The sequence below is a fragment of the Bradyrhizobium sp. SZCCHNR1002 genome, assembly GCF_032381435.1.
Lineage (GTDB): Bacteria > Pseudomonadota > Alphaproteobacteria > Rhizobiales > Xanthobacteraceae > Bradyrhizobium > Bradyrhizobium aeschynomenes.
This window is the reverse complement of record NZ_JAUHIS010000006.1, coordinates 326,416-345,032: the sequence shown is the minus strand read 5'-3', so window position 1 is coordinate 345,032 and position 18,617 is coordinate 326,416. Positions and strand designations below refer to the sequence as shown.

Annotated in this window: 16 protein-coding genes; 6 read left to right on the top strand and 10 right to left on the bottom strand. The window is 66.3% G+C overall.

The window, feature by feature from the left end; all coding sequences use genetic code 11:
* Positions 1–105 precede the first annotated feature (105 nt).
* On the bottom strand, positions 106–1,902 hold the full coding sequence (locus QX108_RS26590; protein WP_409998557.1) for a tetratricopeptide repeat protein: 1,797 nt from the start codon (positions 1,900–1,902) through the stop codon (positions 106–108).
* A gap of 242 nt (positions 1,903–2,144) precedes the next feature.
* A complete protein-coding gene (locus QX108_RS26585) occupies positions 2,145–3,803 on the bottom strand; it encodes an electron transfer flavoprotein-ubiquinone oxidoreductase (protein WP_315718815.1) in 1,659 nt (552 codons plus the stop codon).
* 303 nt (positions 3,804–4,106) lie between these two features.
* Here QX108_RS26585 and QX108_RS26580 point away from each other — a divergent pair, with 303 nt between their 5' ends.
* Positions 4,107–4,928: a uracil-DNA glycosylase gene (locus QX108_RS26580; RefSeq protein ID WP_315785795.1), complete on the top strand. Its 822-nt coding sequence runs from the start codon at positions 4,107–4,109 to the stop codon at positions 4,926–4,928.
* 148 nt (positions 4,929–5,076) lie between these two features.
* Here QX108_RS26580 and QX108_RS26575 read toward each other — a convergent pair whose 3' ends face one another.
* From QX108_RS26575 to QX108_RS26560, 4 genes are all read right to left on the bottom strand, one after another.
* Complete coding sequence (locus QX108_RS26575) at positions 5,077–6,585, bottom strand: glycosyltransferase family 39 protein (RefSeq protein WP_315785794.1); 1,509 nt, start codon at positions 6,583–6,585, stop codon at positions 5,077–5,079.
* Positions 6,586–6,790: 205 nt separating this feature from the next.
* Positions 6,791–7,705: a ribonuclease HII gene (locus QX108_RS26570; RefSeq protein ID WP_315785782.1), complete on the bottom strand. Its 915-nt coding sequence runs from the start codon at positions 7,703–7,705 to the stop codon at positions 6,791–6,793.
* A 51-nt stretch (positions 7,706–7,756) separates the two neighbouring features.
* A complete protein-coding gene (locus tag QX108_RS26565; RefSeq protein ID WP_315785779.1) occupies positions 7,757–8,236 on the bottom strand; it encodes a VOC family protein in 480 nt (159 codons plus the stop codon).
* Between the two features lie 18 nt (positions 8,237–8,254).
* A complete protein-coding gene (locus tag QX108_RS26560; protein ID WP_315785776.1) occupies positions 8,255–9,448 on the bottom strand; it encodes a PA0069 family radical SAM protein in 1,194 nt (397 codons plus the stop codon).
* Positions 9,449–9,639: 191 nt separating this feature from the next.
* On the opposite strand from QX108_RS26560, the gene QX108_RS26555 reads away from it, so the two are divergent.
* The 4 genes from QX108_RS26555 (at position 9,640) to QX108_RS26540 (ending at position 14,338) form a co-directional block, all read left to right on the top strand.
* Positions 9,640–12,057 (top strand): phosphoketolase family protein, encoded by a 2,418-nt coding sequence (locus tag QX108_RS26555; RefSeq protein ID WP_315785773.1) that lies wholly within the window; start codon positions 9,640–9,642, stop codon positions 12,055–12,057.
* 176 nt (positions 12,058–12,233) lie between these two features.
* Positions 12,234–12,806: a glycosyl transferase gene (locus QX108_RS26550; protein WP_315785770.1), complete on the top strand. Its 573-nt coding sequence runs from the start codon at positions 12,234–12,236 to the stop codon at positions 12,804–12,806.
* Between the two features lie 60 nt (positions 12,807–12,866).
* On the top strand, positions 12,867–13,826 hold the full coding sequence (locus QX108_RS26545; RefSeq protein WP_315785767.1) for a helix-turn-helix domain-containing GNAT family N-acetyltransferase: 960 nt from the start codon (positions 12,867–12,869) through the stop codon (positions 13,824–13,826).
* A 125-nt stretch (positions 13,827–13,951) separates the two neighbouring features.
* Positions 13,952–14,338, top strand: coding sequence for a hypothetical protein (locus QX108_RS26540; protein WP_315718807.1), 387 nt, complete (start codon positions 13,952–13,954; stop codon positions 14,336–14,338).
* A gap of 31 nt (positions 14,339–14,369) precedes the next feature.
* Here QX108_RS26540 and moaB read toward each other — a convergent pair whose 3' ends face one another.
* From moaB to QX108_RS26525, 3 genes are all read right to left on the bottom strand, one after another.
* Entirely contained in the window at positions 14,370–14,930 is a 561-nt protein-coding gene (gene moaB / locus QX108_RS26535) for a molybdenum cofactor biosynthesis protein B (RefSeq protein ID WP_315718806.1), read from the bottom strand.
* Positions 14,931–15,046: 116 nt separating this feature from the next.
* Entirely contained in the window at positions 15,047–15,970 is a 924-nt protein-coding gene (locus QX108_RS26530; protein WP_172110816.1) for a neutral zinc metallopeptidase, read from the bottom strand.
* A gap of 81 nt (positions 15,971–16,051) precedes the next feature.
* A complete protein-coding gene (locus tag QX108_RS26525) occupies positions 16,052–16,231 on the bottom strand; it encodes a hypothetical protein (protein WP_315785763.1) in 180 nt (59 codons plus the stop codon).
* A 125-nt stretch (positions 16,232–16,356) separates the two neighbouring features.
* Here QX108_RS26525 and QX108_RS26520 point away from each other — a divergent pair, with 125 nt between their 5' ends.
* Positions 16,357–17,490 carry a site-specific DNA-methyltransferase gene (locus QX108_RS26520; protein WP_315785760.1) on the top strand — a complete coding sequence of 378 codons (1,134 nt, stop codon included), beginning with the start codon at positions 16,357–16,359 and terminating at the stop codon, positions 17,488–17,490.
* A gap of 3 nt (positions 17,491–17,493) precedes the next feature.
* Here the strand turns inward: QX108_RS26520 and QX108_RS26515 are convergent, their stop codons facing one another.
* Positions 17,494–18,543, bottom strand: coding sequence for a hypothetical protein (locus tag QX108_RS26515; RefSeq protein ID WP_315785756.1), 1,050 nt, complete (start codon positions 18,541–18,543; stop codon positions 17,494–17,496).
* Between the last annotated feature and the right edge of the window lie 74 nt (positions 18,544–18,617).

Below are 18,617 nucleotides of genomic sequence, written 5' to 3'. Positions count from 1 at the left end.
GCTGAAACGAGCGTGGCCGGCACCGCCACACGCTTCATCAAAATCATCCGGGCTCCCCGGTCGACCGAGGAGCCCGCAATCGCTCTCAGACCATGATCGGACGACCTAGCCGCCCTTGCCGTCGTCCTTCTTGGCGTCGGCCGGCGCGTCCTTGGTGTCGGCGCTCGCGGCGGCAGGCGCCGGGTCATCGGCCAGGCCGTTCTGGATCTTGGCCTCGATCTTCGGCAGCTCCTCGGCCTCCGGCTTCAGGTCGCGGGCATGCGCCCACTGGAACTTGGCTTCCAGCTTGCGGCCGATCTTCCAGTAGGCGTCGCCGAGATGGTCGTTGATGGTCGGATCTTCGGGCTTGAGATCGATCGCGCGCTCGAGATTCTTCACCGCCTCTTCGTAGTTGCCGATGCGGTAATAGGCCCAGCCGAGCGAGTCGACGATATAGCCGTCGTCGGGGCGCTGCTCGACGGCGCGCTTGATCATCTTCATGCCTTCGTCGAGATTGACGCCCTGGTCGATCCAGGAATAGCCGAGATAGTTCAGCACGTGCGGCTGGTCGGGCTGCAGCTCGAGCGCCTTGCGCATGTCGGCCTCGGCCTTCGGCCACTGCTTGGAGCGCTCCAGGCAGATGCCGCGATAGTAGTAATAGACGCTGTTGGCCTTGTCGTTGTTGGCGGGCAGCGAATCGACCCCGAGCGAATAGGTCTTGGCGCAATCGGCGAACTTCTTGCGGCCGCGCTCGATGTTGCCGAGCGCCATGATCGCTTCGAGATCCTTCGGGTCCTGGGTGATGACGTCCTTGAGGATCTTGATCGCGTCGTCGCTGCGATCGGCGCTGTCGAGGTCGGTGGCGAGCTGGATCTGCGCATTGCGCTTCAGCGGCGAGCTCGCCGGCACGCGCTCATAGACCTTGATCGCCATCTGCGGCTTCTTCACCGTCTCGTAGAGATCGGCGAGCGACAGCAGCGCCAGCGGATGGTTCGGCTGCAGATGCAGCGCGAGCTGCAGATAGACCAGCGCGAGGTCCTCGCCGCCGCGGCGGCTGAGGGTGGCGCCGATGCCGTACAGCGCCTCGGCTGCGCCGGCCTGCGCGGAGTCGACCAGCGGCGGCAGCTTCTTGCCGGCCTTGGTCTCGCGCAGCCCCTCCTGCACCAGCGGGTGGCGTGCGAGCTTCTTGTCGAACGCCTCATAGATCGCGGTGGCCGCCGCCGCATCCTTGTTGCGCGACAGCCAATGCGCATAGGCCTCGGTGATGCGCAGCATCGAATCGTCGAGCTTGTAGGCGCGCTCGAAGCGGATGCCGGCCTCCTTCTCCTTGCCGGCGAGCTCCAGGATCATGCCGGCGTGCAGGTCCTTGAACAGCGGATACCATTCCGGACCGGTCAGCTTGTCGATGTTGGCGACGGCCGTCTTGGAATCACCCGCTCCGGCCGTGGCCCAGGCGGACAGCAATGTCGCGACGAGATCGGTGATCGGCCCGCGCACCGACTGGTTGATGTTGTTCTGGGCGGCCGCGTATTTCTTCTGCTTGATGTCCTGCACGCCCATCACGAGACGCGCGATGCGGTTCGACTTGTCGACCGCGAGCACGCGCTCGGCGAGCTTCACGGCTTCGTCGATGTCGCCGTCCGCAACCGAGGAGATGAAGGCACGGTCGAGCAGCTCGTTGTTCTTGGGATCGGTGCGCAGCGCCGAGCGATAGAAGGCGGCGGCGGAGGCAGCATCACGCTCGACGCTGGCGTGGCGGGCCGCGAGATAGCTGCCCGAGGTGGTGAGCGACTTCAGATCGACGCTGGTCGGAAACTTCGCGGTGGTGTCAGTCGGATGATCCGGCGTCTGGGCCAGGACGGTACCGGGAAGCAGCAAGGCGGCAACGGCAATTGCGGTCCAGCGATTGCGAATGGATGACATCACGGTGCGCTCTGATTGTTGGGAATGACGGATCGTCACGGACACGAACCCGATCGGCAGCTCTTCAAGGCGCCGACAATGCCGCGTTTAGCGGCCAACCGCAAGGATTTGCAGGATATTCGGGTCAGCCGGAAGCCCCTGTGGCCAAGGTGACCTGCGACAAACCGCGCCAGTATGGCCGTATCGTGGCCGGCTGCCCCTGTCGGGACAGCCGCCTCACGCAAACGTGCGTTAACCTTGCGCTACATCGCCTCGTAGTTCGGTCCGCCACCGCCCTCCGGAGGAACCCAGGTGATGTTGCCATTGGGGTCCTTGACGTCGCAGGTCTTGCAGTGGACGCAATTCTGCGCGTTGATCACGAAGCGCGGGCTCGTGCCATCCTCGACCCACTCATACACGCCGGCCGGGCAATAGCGGTTCGAAGGCCCGGCATAGACGTCGTGCTCGGAGCTCTTCTGCAGCGCCATGTCGGCGACCTTCAGATGCACCGGCTGGTCTTCCTCATGATTGGTGTTGGACAGGAACACCGAGGAGAGCCGGTCGAAGGTCAACTTGCCGTCCGGCTTCATCGCGGGCTTGGGCTGATGCGCCTTGGCCGGATCGAGCGTGGCACGATCGGGCTTGGCGTGCGACTGGGTGCCGAACAGCGAGAAGCCGAGCGTGTTGCACCACATGTCGAAGCCGCCGAGGACGACGCCGAGCACGGTGCCGAACTTCGACCAGAGCGGCTTGACGTTGCGGACCTTGAACAGGTCCTCGCCCACCGGCGAGGAGCGCCAGGCGTTCTCATACTCGACCAGTTCGTCATTGGCGCGGCCGGCGGCGAGCGCGGCATTGACGTGCTCGGCCGCGAGCATCGCGCTGCCCATCGCATTGTGCACGCCCTTGATGCGCGGCACGTTGACGAAGCCCGCCGCGCAGCCGATCAGTACGCCGCCTGCGAACGACAGCCGCGGCACCGACTGATAGCCGCCTTCGGTGATGGCGCGCGCGCCATAAGCGAGCCGCTTGCCGCCTTCGAATACGCCGCGGATCGAGGGGTGCGTCTTGAAGCGCTGGAATTCCTCGAACGGCGACAGATAAGGATCGTCGTAGTTCAGATGCACGACGAAGCCGACCGCGACGAGATTGTCGTCATAGTGATACAGGAACGAGCCGCCTCCGGTCTTCATGTCGAGCGGCCAGCCGAACGAGTGCTGGATCAGGCCCTTCTGATGCTTGGCGGGATCGATCTGCCAGACTTCCTTGAGGCCGATGCCGAATTTCGCCGGTTCGCTCTTGGCGTCCAGCGCGAACTTCGCGATCAGCTGCTTGGACAGGCTGCCTCGGGCACCTTCCGCGAACAACGTGTACTTGCCGAGCAGCTCCATGCCGCGCGTGAACGACGCCTTCGGCTTGCCGTCCTTGCCGATGCCCATGTCGCCGGTGGCGATGCCGCGCACCGCGCCCTGCTCGTCATACAGCACCTCGGTCGCGGCGAAGCCCGGATAGATCTCGACGCCGAGCGCCTCGGCCTTGCGCGACAGCCAGCGGCAGACATTGCCGAGCGAGCCGATGTAGCAGTGGTGATTGTCCATCAGCGGCGGCATCGCGAAGGCCGGCAGTGAAATCGCGCCGCTCTCGGTCATCCAGAAGAACTTGTCGACCTGGACCTGCGTCTTCAGCGGGCAATCGTCATCCGTGCGCCAGTCCGGGATGAGCTTGTCGAGCGCGGCCGGATCGATCACGGCACCCGACAGGATGTGCGCGCCGACCTCGGAGCCCTTCTCGACCACGACGATGTTGAGGTCGGCATTGAGCTGCTTCAGCCGGATCGCGGCGGTCAGGCCCGACGGACCTGCGCCGACGATGACGACGTCGAACTCCATGGATTCGCGCTCGGGTAATTCTTCGGTGCTCATGTCTCTCGATCTCAGGCCCGGCTGGTGCAGTGGGTCCGGCCTTCGCATTCCCCTGGCGCATGCAAAGGCCAAACCGAAGCTGCAATAGCAACAATGACTTAACTAGGGTTCCTGAAGGCGTCGGCCGGTCGCTGAGGCTGATCCCGAGGGGAGAGCGAAGGCTGGCGCCGGAACACTAGGGCGTTCCGTCCCGTTTTTGGGTTATTCCAAGCTCTTGTTTCCGATTTTTCGGGCCGGGACAACCACGTAAATGCATTCCGCCATGCGCCGAGGCAGCGTAGACTGCTGCAGCGATCGATCATGATGACCCCCGAGCCCCTCCCCGACGTCCGCCAACTGCTCGCCTTCTATCTGGAGGCCGGGGTCGATTGCGCGCTCGCCGACGAGCCGATCAACCGGCTGGTCGAGCCCGAGCCCATCCCTTCGGCCGCGGCGCCCGCCGCCCGTGCTGCGGTGGCGTCGCAACTCGGCAAGCCCGGGGGACCTGCGATCGTTCCGCCGCGCGGCGAACCGCCGCCTCCGCCGGACGCCGCGATCGCCTCGGCCCGCGAGGCGGCCGTGACGGCGCCGACCCTGGACGCCCTGCGCGACCTGCTCGAGAAATTCGACGGCTGCGCGCTGAAGCAGACCGCCACGCGGCTGGTGTTCGCCGACGGCAACCCGCAGGCGCGCATCATGCTGGTCGGCGAGGCGCCCGGTCGCGACGAGGATATCGAGGGGCTGCCGTTCGTCGGCCGCTCCGGCAAGCTGCTCGACCGTATGATCGGCGCGATCGGGCTCGATCGCAGCAAGGTCTACATCGCCAACGTCATCCCATGGCGGCCGCCAGGCAACCGCACGCCGACGCCGCAGGAGACCCAGATCTGCCTGCCCTTCATCCGTCGCCAGATCGAGCTGGTCGATCCCGACGTGCTGGTGACGCTCGGCAATCCGTCGACCCAGGCGCTGCTCGGCACCACCGAGGGAATCATGCGCACCCGCGGCAAGTGGCGCGACTACGACACCGGCAAACGCACCATCCGCGCGATCGCCACCTTCCACCCGGCCTACCTGCTGCGCTCGCCGTCCTACAAGCGGCTGTCGTGGCAGGATCTGCGCGCGATCGCGACGGTGCTGGCGGTGTAAGCCCCCGCCCTCGCCGCGTCATTGCGAGCGAAGCGAAGCAATCCGGGGGCGTGGGCGGGACTCTGGATTGCTTCCGCCGTCGCCCTCCGGGCTATGGCGGACAAGTCGTCGCAAGTGCTCCTCGCAATGACGGTGTTCGCGGATAGCGCTACGTTCCCTTCGGCCGCACGATCGCCCAGCCGATGCGCAGCACCGGCTGGCGGCCGTTGATCAGCCAGTCGAAGCTGCGCGGCACCTCCGGCACGAGGCCGGGGAAACGCTGGACCAGCTCCGGCGGCGGCGTGCCGGCCGTGTCCGAAGCGCGCCAGACCACGATGCCGCCGTTCTCGGCGAACTTCGCCGCCGTCATCCACGGCGTCCGCTGCGGCGTGGCATCGAGGAACAGATGCGCGCGGCGGCGGCCCAACGCGACCAGGCTGGCGAGTTGCGGATCGCCGGCGACCGCCTGCAGCCGCTGGTTGGTGCGGCGCTCGAAGCTCTCGACGAAGAAGCGGGAGATGTCGCGGGCCGGCATCGCCGTCGCGACCTCGCGGTCGCCGACCAAGGGCAAGACCACGGCGCTGCCCGCAACGAGGACGGCCGGTGCCGCAACCGCGGCTGCCCAGACCATGCGCAGCAGCCGCTGCCGGCGCAGATAGATCAGGTCGCCCGATGCCACCACCAATGCGAGGCCGACCATGCTCAATGTGACTGCGGCCCCGCCGAACACGGTCGGCAGTCCGAACAGACCCGAGATCAGGCTACCCGCCAAGACCGGCGCGATCGCGAAGCAATAGACGAAGTCGCGTGCGAGCGCCGGAACGGCGCGACGATAGATGATCGGGGCGTCGGTCTCGCTGCGGTTGATCCAGCTGGCGTCGAGCAGCACGAGCAGCACGACGGCCGAGAGCGCCAGCAGGATCCCCCCCGCCAAGGCGAGCCAATGCCAGGCTCGCGTCGAAAGCTCCGCGAGCATCGGCAGTGCGGGCAGCCCGACACTGTCGGAGCGCAGCACGAAAATGAGGTAGGGCAGCGCCAACGCCAGCACGACGAGGAGTGCGAACAGCGGATCGAACGAGCGCAGCACGCGGCGGCCCTGCGCCGTCGACACCACGAAGCCGGCGAGCAGCAGCAGCAGGCCGGCGGCGGCCGGCGTCGTCAGCAGCAACAGGCCGGCCTCGATCGACCACGCGAACCAGGCATTGCGCCGGCCCTGGCCGAGGATCCGCCAACTGTGCAGCAGCAGCAGCGCCCACAGTGGCCGCGCCAGCACCTCGGGACCGAATTCGAGGGTCGGCGCGCCGAAGGCGGTGATCGTCATCGTCAGCAGCACCGCGAGCACCGCCTGCTGGCCACCGACGATCGTCCGCGCCAGGAGGTAGATCACCCACAGACTGAGGGCCGAGCACAGCGCCGCCAGCACATAGACGCCGAATAGATGGTTGCCGGCGACGCGGTAGGCGATGTCCGCAAGCCAGAACGACAGCGGTGGTCCGAGGTCGGTGCCGACCTGGTACTCGCGTCCGAACGCGATGGCGGTGGCGAGCTGGCCGGGCGGGCTGCGATAGAACAGCACGGCTGTGCCGAGCCACATCATGGCCTGGCACAGCACTACGATGACGACGACCAGCCGTGGCCTGGCGCGGATCAGTTCGACAACCAGTGACGTGAAACGCATGAACGGCTGGATCGCTTAGCTGGATCGCTGAGGACGTCGAGGAGGCCGGCAGGACCGTCCCTCATCCGCAACCGCGGTGTCCGGCGCCCGCAATCAATACCGCATGATCGAGGCCCACAAGACCGCCCCGCTGCGAGGAGTGACACGTCGTGCTGGTTGGCTGACTAAAGCTATTAAGACCGCGGCGCCATCGAGGCAACCGGCATCAGGCCTCAAGGGAGATTTCGGTGGATGTCACCACGCTCACCTCGGCGAAGAGATCCGGCTCCGGCACCTCGGTCCAAGGCTGATGCTTGCGCCGGGCCGCCACGACCGGGGCGAACAGGCTGCGGTGATGGACCGAAGGGCCGAGCCGGTCGAGTGCAGCCAGATGCTCGGGCACGCCGTAGCCCTTGTGCTGCTCGAAGCCGTAGCCCGGGCAGTCCTGCGCCAGCGCGCACATCAGCCGGTCCCGCGTCACCTTGGCGACGATCGAAGCCGCCGCGATCGACATCACCAGCCCGTCACCGCCGATCACGGCCTCGCAGCCGCAGTCGACATCGATGCGGTCACGACCGTCGACGAACACGTGCCTGGGCGCCTCCGGCAGCGCCTTCACCGCCCGCGCAAGCGCCCACAGCGACGCCCGCAGGATGTTGTCGCGATCGATGCGCGCCGGCGAGGCGACCGCCACGGCGAAGGCGGAGGTCTTGCAGATCTTGTCGAACAGCGCCTCGCGCTGCTCCGCGCTCAGCCGCTTCGAATCGTCGAGCCCCTTCGGAATGCGGTCGGGATCGAGAATCACGGCTGCCGCCACGACCGGGCCCGCGAGCGGACCACGGCCGGCCTCGTCGCAGCCGGCGACCGGCCAGATGCCCTGCTTCAGCAGAGCACGCTCGCGGCGGAAACTCGGCGGCGCCACCGCAATGACACCCTTGCCGAGCCTGCCGCCAGCCTTGCCGGCCTCCTTTGCAGAGCCGAGCTTAGCCGCCCCCTTCGCAGCGCCGCTCTTCGCAGCGTCAGCCTTCGTAACGCCAGCCTTCGTAACACCAACCTTCGCAGCGCCGCTCTTGGCCGACGCACCACTGGCGGCCTTCGCCCTGCCCGGCTTGTTCGCTTGGTCCCGAATCATGGTCGGCATGGTGCGGACCGGGACGCAGCCGCGCAACCCGCAACCTTTCTCAATTCCCCACTATTCGCAACGTGGGTCCGCGGCCCTGGACTCCTCCGGCAGACGCACCCGACCGTCGTCGCCGACTTCGATCCCCGGCGCCACGACGGCTTCCCAGACATGGCCGTCCGGATCGGCGAAATAGCCGCAATAGCCACCATAGTGGGTCGGATGGGCCGGCTTCAGCAGCGAGGCTCCCTTCGCGACCGCCGCGGCCAGGGCTGCATCGACCTCAGCCTCGGAGCGGCAGTTCCAGGCCAGCGTCACACCGCGGAACGCCCGCGGACGAGGTTCCTCCGGCACACCGGCTTCTTGTGCCAGCGTGTGCCAAGGATACAGCGCCAGAACGGTTGCTCCAGTCTCGAAGAACGCCACGGCCTCCCCGGTCGCCTGGAACTTCCGAACGAAGCCGAGCGAGGCGTAGAACGCGATGCTCCGCCGCATCTCGGAGACGCCGAGCGTGACAACCGTGAACCGCGGAACCACGACCTCGGCACCCATGACGCCCTCTCTCATCCTTCAAAACAGGCTGAGCTGCTGCCCGCCGCCCTTCGGCCGCACGAAATGATCCGTCGTCAGCTTGGTCCGCCGCTTGTTCAGGCCGAGCTTCTCGCAGGCGATCTCGAAGCGGCGGCCGATCATCCAGGCCATAGGACCTGTCCCCTTCATCCGGGTGCCCCATTGCGAGTCGTAGTCGCGGCCGCCGCGCATATCGCGGATCAGGGTGAAGACGTGGCGATAGCGATCCGGATAATGCTCGAGCAGCCATTCGCGGAACAGGTCGCGCACCTCCAGCGGCAGGCGCAGCAGCACGTACGCAGCTTCCTTGACGCCGGCATGAGCGGCGGCATCGAGGATGCGCTCGATCTCGCTGTCGTTCAGCGCCGGAATCACCGGTGCCACCATCACGGTCGTCGGAATGCCCGCCTTGGAGAGCGCCTGCAGCGCCTCCAGCCGCTTCGACGGCGTCGACGCCCGCGGCTCCATGGTACGCGCCAGCTTCGGATCCAGCGTGGTCACGGAGATCGCGACCTTTGCCAGGTTCTTCTTGGCCATCCGCGCCAGAATGTCGGCATCACGCATCACCAGCGCCGACTTGGTGACGATTCCGACGGGATGGCCAACCTTTTCCAGCACCTCGAGAATGCCGCGCATGATCTTCCGCTCACGCTCGATCGGCTGGTAGGGATCGGTGTTGGTGCCGATCGCGATCATTCGCGGCTCATAGCCGCTCGCCGCGAGCTCCTTTTCCAGCAGCACAGGCGCGTCCGGCTTCACGAACAGCTTGGATTCGAAGTCGAGGCCGGGCGACAGGCCGAGGAAGGCGTGGGTCGGCCGCGCGAAACAATAGACGCAGCCGTGCTCGCAGCCCCGATACGGATTGATCGAGCGATCGAAGCCAATGTCCGGCGAGTCGTTGCGAGTGATGACCTTGCGCGAGGTGTCGGTCGCGACCGTGGTCTTGAATGGCGGCAGCTCCTCGAGGCTCTGCCAGCCGTCGTCGAAGGCGATGCGGGCCTCGGCCTCGTAGCGTCCGCTCGCATTGGATTGCGCCCCCCGGCCGCGGCGCCGGCTCCGGTCGATGGTGACCGCGAGCTCGGGGAAATCGGTCTCGGGACGGTTCTGCTCAGGACCCGGGGAAGGCGCGCCCGCCGGCTCGGAGGGCACCTGGACCGGCGGGCGCTTGAGGGCATGTGAAGATGCTCGGCTCATGGCCAAGACATAGCACAAAAAGAGAACATAACAAGATCAAAATTGAACAAGCTCGGAGGATCCGTTCTGAGCCTGCGCAAGGCCAGCCATCACATTCCCGTTCTATGCTGCGGCCGCGTTGGAACGGGACGGTGCGGCGTTACTCTCCTGTACTCTCCCGCAGGCGCGAAACGGACGGCAAGCGAGGTCCCATGCAGCTTAGTTCTCCCCCGAAGAGCAATCCGGCCGACGATCTCGATTTGCTCGACCGCTACTGGCGCGCGGCGAACTACCTCTCGGTCGGCCAGATCTACCTGCTCGACAACCCGCTGCTGAGCGAGCCGCTGAAGCCGGAGCACATCAAGCCACGCCTGCTCGGCCATTGGGGCACGACGCCGGGGCTGAACTTCATCTACGCCCATCTCAACCGCGCCATCGCCGCACAGGATCTCAACGTGATCTATGTCTGCGGCCCCGGGCATGGCGGCCCGGGCATGGTCGCCAACACCTATCTCGAGGGCAGCTACAGCGAGATCTATCCCGACATCACGCGCGATGCGGACGGGCTGCGCAAGCTGTTCCGGCAGTTCTCCTTTCCCGGCGGCATTCCGAGCCATGCGGCACCGGAGACGCCGGGGTCGATCCATGAAGGCGGCGAGCTCGGCTATGCGCTGGTGCACGCCTATGGCGCGGCGTTCGACAATCCCGACCTGATCGTGGCCTGCGTCATCGGCGACGGCGAGGCCGAAACGGGACCGCTCGCCGCGTCGTGGCACTCGAACAAATTCCTCAACCCGGCGCATGATGGCGCGGTGCTGCCGATCCTGCATCTCAACGGCTACAAGATCGCCAATCCCACCGTGCTGGGCCGCATGGCCGATGCCGAGATCAAGTCTTTGTTCGAGGGCTACGGCTACGCGCCGCTGTTCGTCGAGGGCGATGCGCCCCAGGCGATGCACCGGCAGATGGCGGATGCGCTCGACGTTGCGCTCGCCAGCATCCGCTCGATCCAGCAGAATGCGCGCCAGCCGGATGCCGTGATCCATCGCCCGCGCTGGCCGATGATCGTGCTGCGCAGCCCGAAGGGCTGGACCGGGCCGAAGGAGGTTGACGGCCTCAAGGTCGAAGGGTTCTGGCGCGCCCATCAAGTGCCGATCGGCAATCCCCGCCGCAATCCGCAGCATCTCGCTTTGCTTGAAGCCTGGATGAGGAGCTACCAGCCCGAGACGCTGTTCGACGCGACCGGCCGTCTGGCGCCGGAGTTGCAGGCGCTGGCGCCGAAAGGCGCGCGGCGCATGGGCGCCAACCCGCATGCCAATGGCGGCCTTCTCAAGCGCGAGCTGAAGCTGCCCGACTATCGCGCCTTCGCGGTCGACATTCGCTCCCCCGGCGAGACCATCGCCGAGGCGACGCGCGAGCTCGGCAGGTTCCTGCGCGAGGTCTTTACGTTGAACCAGGCCACGCGCAATTTCCGCATCATGGGCCCGGACGAGACCGCCTCGAACCGGCTCGACGCCGTGTTCGACGTCACCGAGCGCGTCTGGATGGAAGGCATCGAGCCCTATGACGTCCATCTCGCCCAGGATGGCCGCGTCATGGAGGTGCTGAGCGAGCATCTCTGCCAGGGCTGGCTGGAAGGCTATCTGCTCACCGGCCGCCATGGATTCTTCTCCTGCTACGAAGCCTTCATCCACATCGTGGATTCCATGTTCAACCAGCATGCCAAATGGCTGAAGGTCGCGCGCGAGCTGCCATGGCGTCGCTCGATCGCGTCGCTCAATTATCTGCTGACCTCGCATGTCTGGCGGCAGGACCATAACGGCTTCAGCCATCAGGATCCCGGCTTCGTCGATCTCGTCGCCAACAAGAAGGCCGACATCGTCCGCATCTACCTGCCCCCGGACGCCAACACGCTGCTGTGGATCGCCGATCATTGCCTGCGCACCTACGACCGCATCAACGTCATCGTCGCCGGCAAGCAGCCGGCGCCGCAATGGTTGTCGATGACGGACGCGGCGACGCATTGCGACGCCGGCATCGGCATCTGGTCATGGGCCGGCACCGGGCCGGCCGATGCGGAGCCGGACGTGGTGATGGCCTGCGCCGGCGATGTCCCCACGCTGGAGACGCTCGCAGCCGTCACTCTGCTGCGCAAGGAATTGCCCGAGCTGAAGATCCGCGTCGTCAACGTCGTCGACCTGATGACCTTGCAGCCTGCGAAAGAGCATCCGCATGGCCTCAGCGATCGCGACTTCGACAGCCTGTTCACGACAGACAAGCCCGTGATCTTCGCCTATCACGGCTATCCCTATCTGATCCATCGCCTCACCTACAGCCGCACCAACCATGCCGGCATGCATGTGCGCGGCTTCATCGAGGAAGGCACCACGACGACGCCGTTCGACATGGTCGTGCTCAACGAGCTCGACCGCTTCCACCTCGCCATCGAGGCGATCGAGCGCGTGCCGGGCCTCAGCGTGTCGGCGGCCGCCGTGAAGCAGAAGTTCCGCGACGCGCTGATCACGCATGCGCGCTACATCCGCGCGCATGGCGAGGACATGCCGGAGATCCGCGATTGGGTCTGGCAGAACAGCGCAGGCGGGACGACGCCGGTGCAGGCCGGCGACTGAGCCAGCCGAGCGCGAGCCTCGGCCACGCCGCACCTTGAAATAGCAAACGTTCAGGCGCAGCCCGAACGTGCGACGCCAGCGCATGCTGCAAAATTCTGCAGTGCAGCGGGCTGATTTGGTTGTGACAAGATGATAACAACGGAACCGGAGACGCTGGAAACGACGATGCCAGGTTCATGCTGAGCGTGATCATCCCGACCGCAGGGGTCGAGCAGACCGCCGTGGCCACCTTGTCCGCGCTGGTGCCGGGCGCAGCGGCCGGTGTCGTCACCGAGGTACTGCTGGTCGACCGCTCTCCCGATCCCAGCGTGATCGAGCGCGTCGCCGACGTCGCCGGCTGCCATTTCATGACGTTCGAGGGCAGCCATGCCGCAGCGTTGGCCGCCGGCGCCGCGAAGGCCCGGGCGCCGTGGCTGATGTTTCTGCCCGCGGGCGCGGTGCTCGACGCGGGGTGGATCGACGAGACCATGCAGTTCGTCCAGAGCGTCGCTGCCAGCGGCCGGCCGCGCGCCGGAATTTTCCGCTATGCCCGGTCACCCTACGCCGCCGTCAGCCTGCGTGACCGGCTGCGATCGGTCGTCCGCGTTCTTGCCGGGCCGCTAGGCGACCAGGGCCTCTTGATCGCGCGGGATCACTACCGGCAGATCGGTGGCTACCAGCCCGAGCATAAGCGTGCCGAAGCGCGGCTGCTGCGTCAGCTCGGCCGCTCCTCCCGCACCATGCTGCGCAGCCGGATCATCATGGTCTAGCGCCGGATACTTGTCATCGTCAATCAATTGATTGATAATGGCAAGTATACGAGGTGCCCCATGATCAACGTTCCGTCCAATGACCAGGTCGCCGCGGTTCGCGCCTTCAACCGCTTCTACACCAGGAAGCTCGGCGCGCTGGACCAACATCTGCTCGACAGCCCGTTCTCGCTGGCCGAGGCGCGCGTGCTCTACGAGCTGGCCCAGCACGACGCCGTCTCTGCCAAGGAGATCGGTCTCTCGCTCGGCCTCGATGCCGGTTATCTCAGCCGCATCGTGCAGAGCTTCGACGAGAACGGCCTGATCGCTCGTACCCCCCTGCCGTCGGACCGGAGGCAACAGCAGCTCAGCCTCACCGCCAAGGGGCGGCAGGCCTATGCCCGGCTCGATCGCAGCTCGCAGAAGGAGATCGCGGCGATGCTGGCGCCGCTCGCGCCCGAGGTCCGCAACCGTCTGGTCGGAGCGATGGGCGCCATCGAGACCGCGCTGGAGCCGCCGCAGCCGCGACGCTCCACCGTGCTGCTGCGCAGCCATCGTCCCGGCGACATCGGCTGGGTGGTGTCGCGGCACGGCGCTGTCTATGCCGAGGAGTATGGCTGGGACATCACGTTCGAGGCGCTGGTCGCAGAGATCGGCGCACAGTTCATCCGCAGCTACGATCCGGCCCGCGAGCATTGCTGGATCGCGGAGCTGGCCGGCGAGCCGGTCGGCTCGATCTTCCTCGTCAACGGCGGCGACGGCGTCGCCAAGCTGCGGCTGCTGCTGGTCGAAAAGAAGGCGCGCGGTCTCGGCGTCGGCCGGGCGCTGACCGAGCAATGCATCCGCTTTGCCCGCGAGAAGGACTACAGCAAAGTGGTGCTGTGGACCCAGAGCATCCTCACGGCAGCGCGTGACATCTATGCCCGCGCAGGCTTCCGCAAGGTCGGCGAGGAGCCGCATGCGTCGTTCGGCGTCGAACTCATGGGCGAGACCTGGGAGCTCGAGCTGCAGCGCGCGGCGAGCCGAGGCAACCGGCAGTAGGAACAGCTCCACCATGCAACGCGTCTCACGCGTCGATTGCGGAGTTGCCGCGCTTCAGTAGTATCGCGCCAAACTGAAGCGGGGGATCACGAGTGATCAGTTTGACGTGCCGATCGAAGCTTGCCGTGTGTCTTGCATTTGCGGGCGCCGTTGGGATCGCAGGCTCCGCGCATGCCGCCCCCAAGGGCCGCGCGACCATCGCGATCACCCGCACGACCGATCTCCTCTATCTGGCGGTACCCGCCGCCGTCGAGATCAACGGCGCGAAGGTGGCAAGCCTCGGCCGCGGCGAAAGCTACCGGGGGCAGCTTCCTCCGGGCCCGGTCGCCATCACCGTCTCGACCTGGGCGTCACCGGGGTCGTCGAGCATTCGTTTCACCGCCGTGCCCGGCAAGACCTACCGGATGATCGTGGGTCCGCGCGGGAATAATTTCGCGGCCAGCATGGTGGGCGGCCTCATCGGCGCCGCCATCGAAGGCGGCGGCGCGTTCGAGATCGTGCCGGCGAAGTGACGCCGGATGCTGAGCGCGCAGCGGTGAAAAGCTACGCGGTTGCGCCCTGGGCCTTGGGCCGGCGCAGGTGCTCGTCGAGCCGCGGCATGATCTCGACGAAATTGCAGGGCCGCGTGCGATAGTCGAGCTGAGCGGCGAGGATGCCGTCCCAGCCGTCGCGGCAGGCGCCGGGCGAGCCCGGTAGGCAGAAGATGTAGGTCGCGCCGGCAACGCCCGCAGTCGCGCGGCTCTGGATCGTCGACGTCCCGATCTTGGCATGGCTCAGCAGGTGGAAGGCGATCGAGAAGCCGTCCATGCGCTTCTCGAACAACGGCTCGATCGCCTCCGGCGTGACGTCGCGGCCGGTGAAGCCGGTGCCGCCGGTGGTGATGATGACGTCGACGCCGGGATCGGCGATCCACGCCTTCACCACGGCGCGGATCTTCTCGACATCGTCGGTGACGATGTCGCGCGCGGCGAGCTTGTGGCCGGCCGCGGTCAGGCGGTCGCTCAAGGTGTTGCCGGACTTGTCGTCGGCAAGCGAGCGCGTGTCGGACACCGTCAACACGGCGATGTTGAGAGGAATGAAGCTCTTGGTCTCGTCGATCGCCATCGTGACTCCGCCCTTCCTAGATCATGATGCGTTTCGGCGGAAACGCATCATGATCTTATCTCTTTGTTTGAGCATGATCTTTCGGAAAACCGGTTTCCACTTTTCCGGATCATGCTCTAGAGCTGCGCGTTCGCGGCGAACGTATTGCAGGCCTGCACCGAGCCCTGCTGGTAGCCGATCATGAACCAGCGCTTGCGCTGCGCGGCCGAGCCGTGGGTGAACGAATCCGGCACCACACGGCCCGTGGCCTTGCGCTGCAGCGTGTCGTCGCCGATGGCCGAGGCCGTGGTCAGCGCAGCGTCGATGTCGCCATCCTCGAGGAAGCCCGGCCGCTTCTTGGCCTCGCGGTTGACCCAGACGCCGGACAGGCAGTCGGCCTGCAGTTCCACCTTGACCTGAAGCGCGTTGGCTTCGGCCTTGCTGCCGACCTGCTGCTGCATCCGCGTCACGCGCGGCAGGATTCCGAGCAGGTTCTGGACGTGATGCCCCGCCTCGTGCGCGATGATGTAGGCCGCGGTGAACTTGCAGGCGCTGCCGGAGCAGCCGCGGAAGCGCGTCTCGACCTCACGGAAGAAGCTCGTGTCGAGGAAGATCTGCCGATCGGGCGGACAGTAGAATGGGCCCATCGCCGACTGCGCCATGCCGCAGCGGCCGCCATTGGTGCTGTTGCGAAACAGCACGATCTTGGGGCCGGAATAGTTCTGCCCCGACGCCTGGAAGATCTCGGTCCAGCGATCGTCGATCTCGCCGAGGACGCCGGCGATCATGTCGCCCATCTCGTCCTTCGGCGCACCGGTCTTGCCGGCGGAGCGCCGTTCGGTCTGGTAGCTCGGCGCGCTGCCGTGGCCCAGCATCTCGGCGCCGCCGATCAGGATTCGCGGATCGATGCCGAAGGCGTAGCCGATCAGGCCGAGCACGATGATGGTGCCGATGCCGAGACCGCCGCCGCCGATCGGCAGACCCATACCGCCGCCCATCCCGCCGCCTTCGTCGCGACGGTCGTCGATGTCGTCGCTGCGACGGAAATCATCGTAACGCATGGCGGCCTTTCCTCACGATTCTTGCGCGGCTCTGCGCGAAATGCCTAACGCGGCAAACAGGTAAAATTTCCACTGTGTTAATCAATAACCCGGCCGGCAAATTTTGCCTAGCGTGGCGCGAAAAAACCGCGGGCATTGCCGCACCCCGCGAGCATCGCACGCGCGCAGGAAAACGAAAAAACCATTCGCCGGCGTCACGTTGCGCAGACAGCGCCGCGCGTCGATGAACGCCTCTTCATCGCCGGTGCGCGTGATGAACATGCTTGCTGAGATGCGAAAAATTTTCCGGGTTAAGTCCATTTTTACTTTGCCACGTCATTGTGTGGGCAGTCGGTTGTTAGGTCCCGCGTCGCCGACAGCGTCGCCTGAGTCAGAGTTCTTGAGTCATGGTAGAGTCGCGTCGCGGGGCGTCTGCAAAGGCGCCCCGCACTAAATTCCAGGCTCTTGAAGAGCACCGAATCATCGTCGGCGACTGCGTCGCCGAGATGTCGAAACTCCAGGCCGCATCGGTTGACCTGGTGTTTGCAGACCCCCCGTACAACCTGCAGCTCAAGGGTGAGCTCAAGCGTCCCGACGAATCGCAGGTCGATGCCGTCGACGACGATTGGGACAAGTTCTCCTCGTTCGCCGCCTATGACGACTTCACCCGCGCCTGGCTGCTCGCCGCGCGCCGCGCGATGAAGCCGAGCGCGACGATCTGGGTGATCGGCTCCTATCACAACATCTTCCGCGTCGGCGCGATCATGCAGGATCTCGGCTTCTGGATCCTCAACGACATCGTGTGGCGCAAGTCGAACCCGATGCCGAACTTCCGCGGCCGCAGATTCACCAACGCGCACGAGACCATGATCTGGGCCGCGCGCGACGAAAAGGCGAAGGGCTACACGTTCAACTACGAAGCGCTGAAGGCATCCAACGAGGACGTGCAGGCGCGCTCGGACTGGCTGATCCCGCTGTGCACCGGCGAGGAGCGGCTGAAGGACGGCGACGGCAAGAAGGTCCATCCGACGCAGAAGCCGGAAGGCCTGCTGGCGCGGGTGCTGCTGTCATCGTCGAAGCAGGGCGATCTGGTGATCGATCCGTTCAACGGCACCGGCACGACGGGAGCCGTGGCAAAACGCCTCGGCCGCCGCTACATCGGCTTCGAGCGCGACAAGGTCTATGCCGAAGCGGCAGAACGACGCATCGCGGCGGTCGAGCCTCTCCCCGCGGAGACGCTCGCGCCGTTCATGACGGCGCGCGAGGCACCGCGCGTCGCCTTCTCCGAGCTGATCGAGCGCGGCATGATTGCGCCGGGCGCCAAGCTCGTCGATTCCAAGCGGCGCTACGGCGCGCTGGTGCGCGCCGATGGCGCCATCATGCTCGGTGACAAGGTCGGCTCGATCCATCGGATCGGCGCCGTCGCCCAGGGGCTGCCGGCCTGCAATGGCTGGACATTCTGGCATGTGGAGACCAAGGCCGGCCTCAGGCTGATCGACGAGTTGCGCGCCGAGATCCGCTCCGAGATGACGGCCGCCTGACGCTCACGACGTCCGGCGTCCCTGCCCCGAATAGCGCGCCAGGAGGTCTTCGACCTCGTACTGATCGTCATAGCGCACGTCGTCGCGCGGCACGACCGAGACCTGCGCCACCCGCTGCGGATCGCGTCGCGTTGCCACACCGGGATGGAAGCCGTCCACCGGCGGCAGATGCATGCGATCCAGCTCCGGCTCGGCCGGCCAACGCGACACGCGCCGCGCAGCGACCGGCTCGAGACGCAGCTGCCGTTTGGCGCGGGCGCGGGCCAGCAGCACGCTGGTCGAGAATCCTGCAACTGCGACCGCGCCGAGGAAGGCGAACAGCCGTGTCCGCGCCGCGTCGTCGACCATGCCGCCGACCGACATCATCGGCGCAGGGTCGACAGCCGCCTGCGACGGGGCGACGGGATCGGTCGGCGCAGCATCGCCCGTGGCTGCAGCGAGCTTATAGGACGACGACGGACGCGGCGCCGGCGCGGGCTGCGCCTGCGGCGGCGCGGACGAATCGGGCCAACGCGTCGCAACAGCGGAATCGCTCGCCGCAGCTTCGCTCGCCTCCGTTGCGGGTGCCGGGCTCACCGGCGCAGGCGCCATCGCCGTCGGAGGCGCGGCAGCCGACGCAGGAGCAGCCGGAAACGCGGCGACCGGCGGAAACAGCGCGGACGATCGCGCCCCAGCGCTCGGGATCGCCCCAGCGCTCGGGATCGACGACGTCGGCTTCATCTCGTCGGCGACCTGGGTCGCCGACGACTGAAATTCCGCGCGCGCATCGGCCGCCGACGACGACAGCGCCGCGCGATCCCGATGCGACGCCAATTTTCGCGTGACGAGCGACGCGCCCTGCGCAGCGCGATCATCGTCGCGCAGATACCAGCACTGCTTCTTGGTCGCACGATCGATGCGATAGAACCAATGCTTCCCCGCCGGCGTCGCCGCAGGCTTTGCCAGGCATTCGTCAGCAGCCGATGCCGGTTTAAACTCGATTGTCACCGCAGCCGCTCCCGCCAACACGGCGACAGCAACGCACGGCAACAAACTCGTCGTTCGATTCGTCATCAGACCTCCGACGATTCAACGCGCCCCCAATGCGCCGTTTCGACGATCACTTCGTTCGGAATAAGGCTGCGATG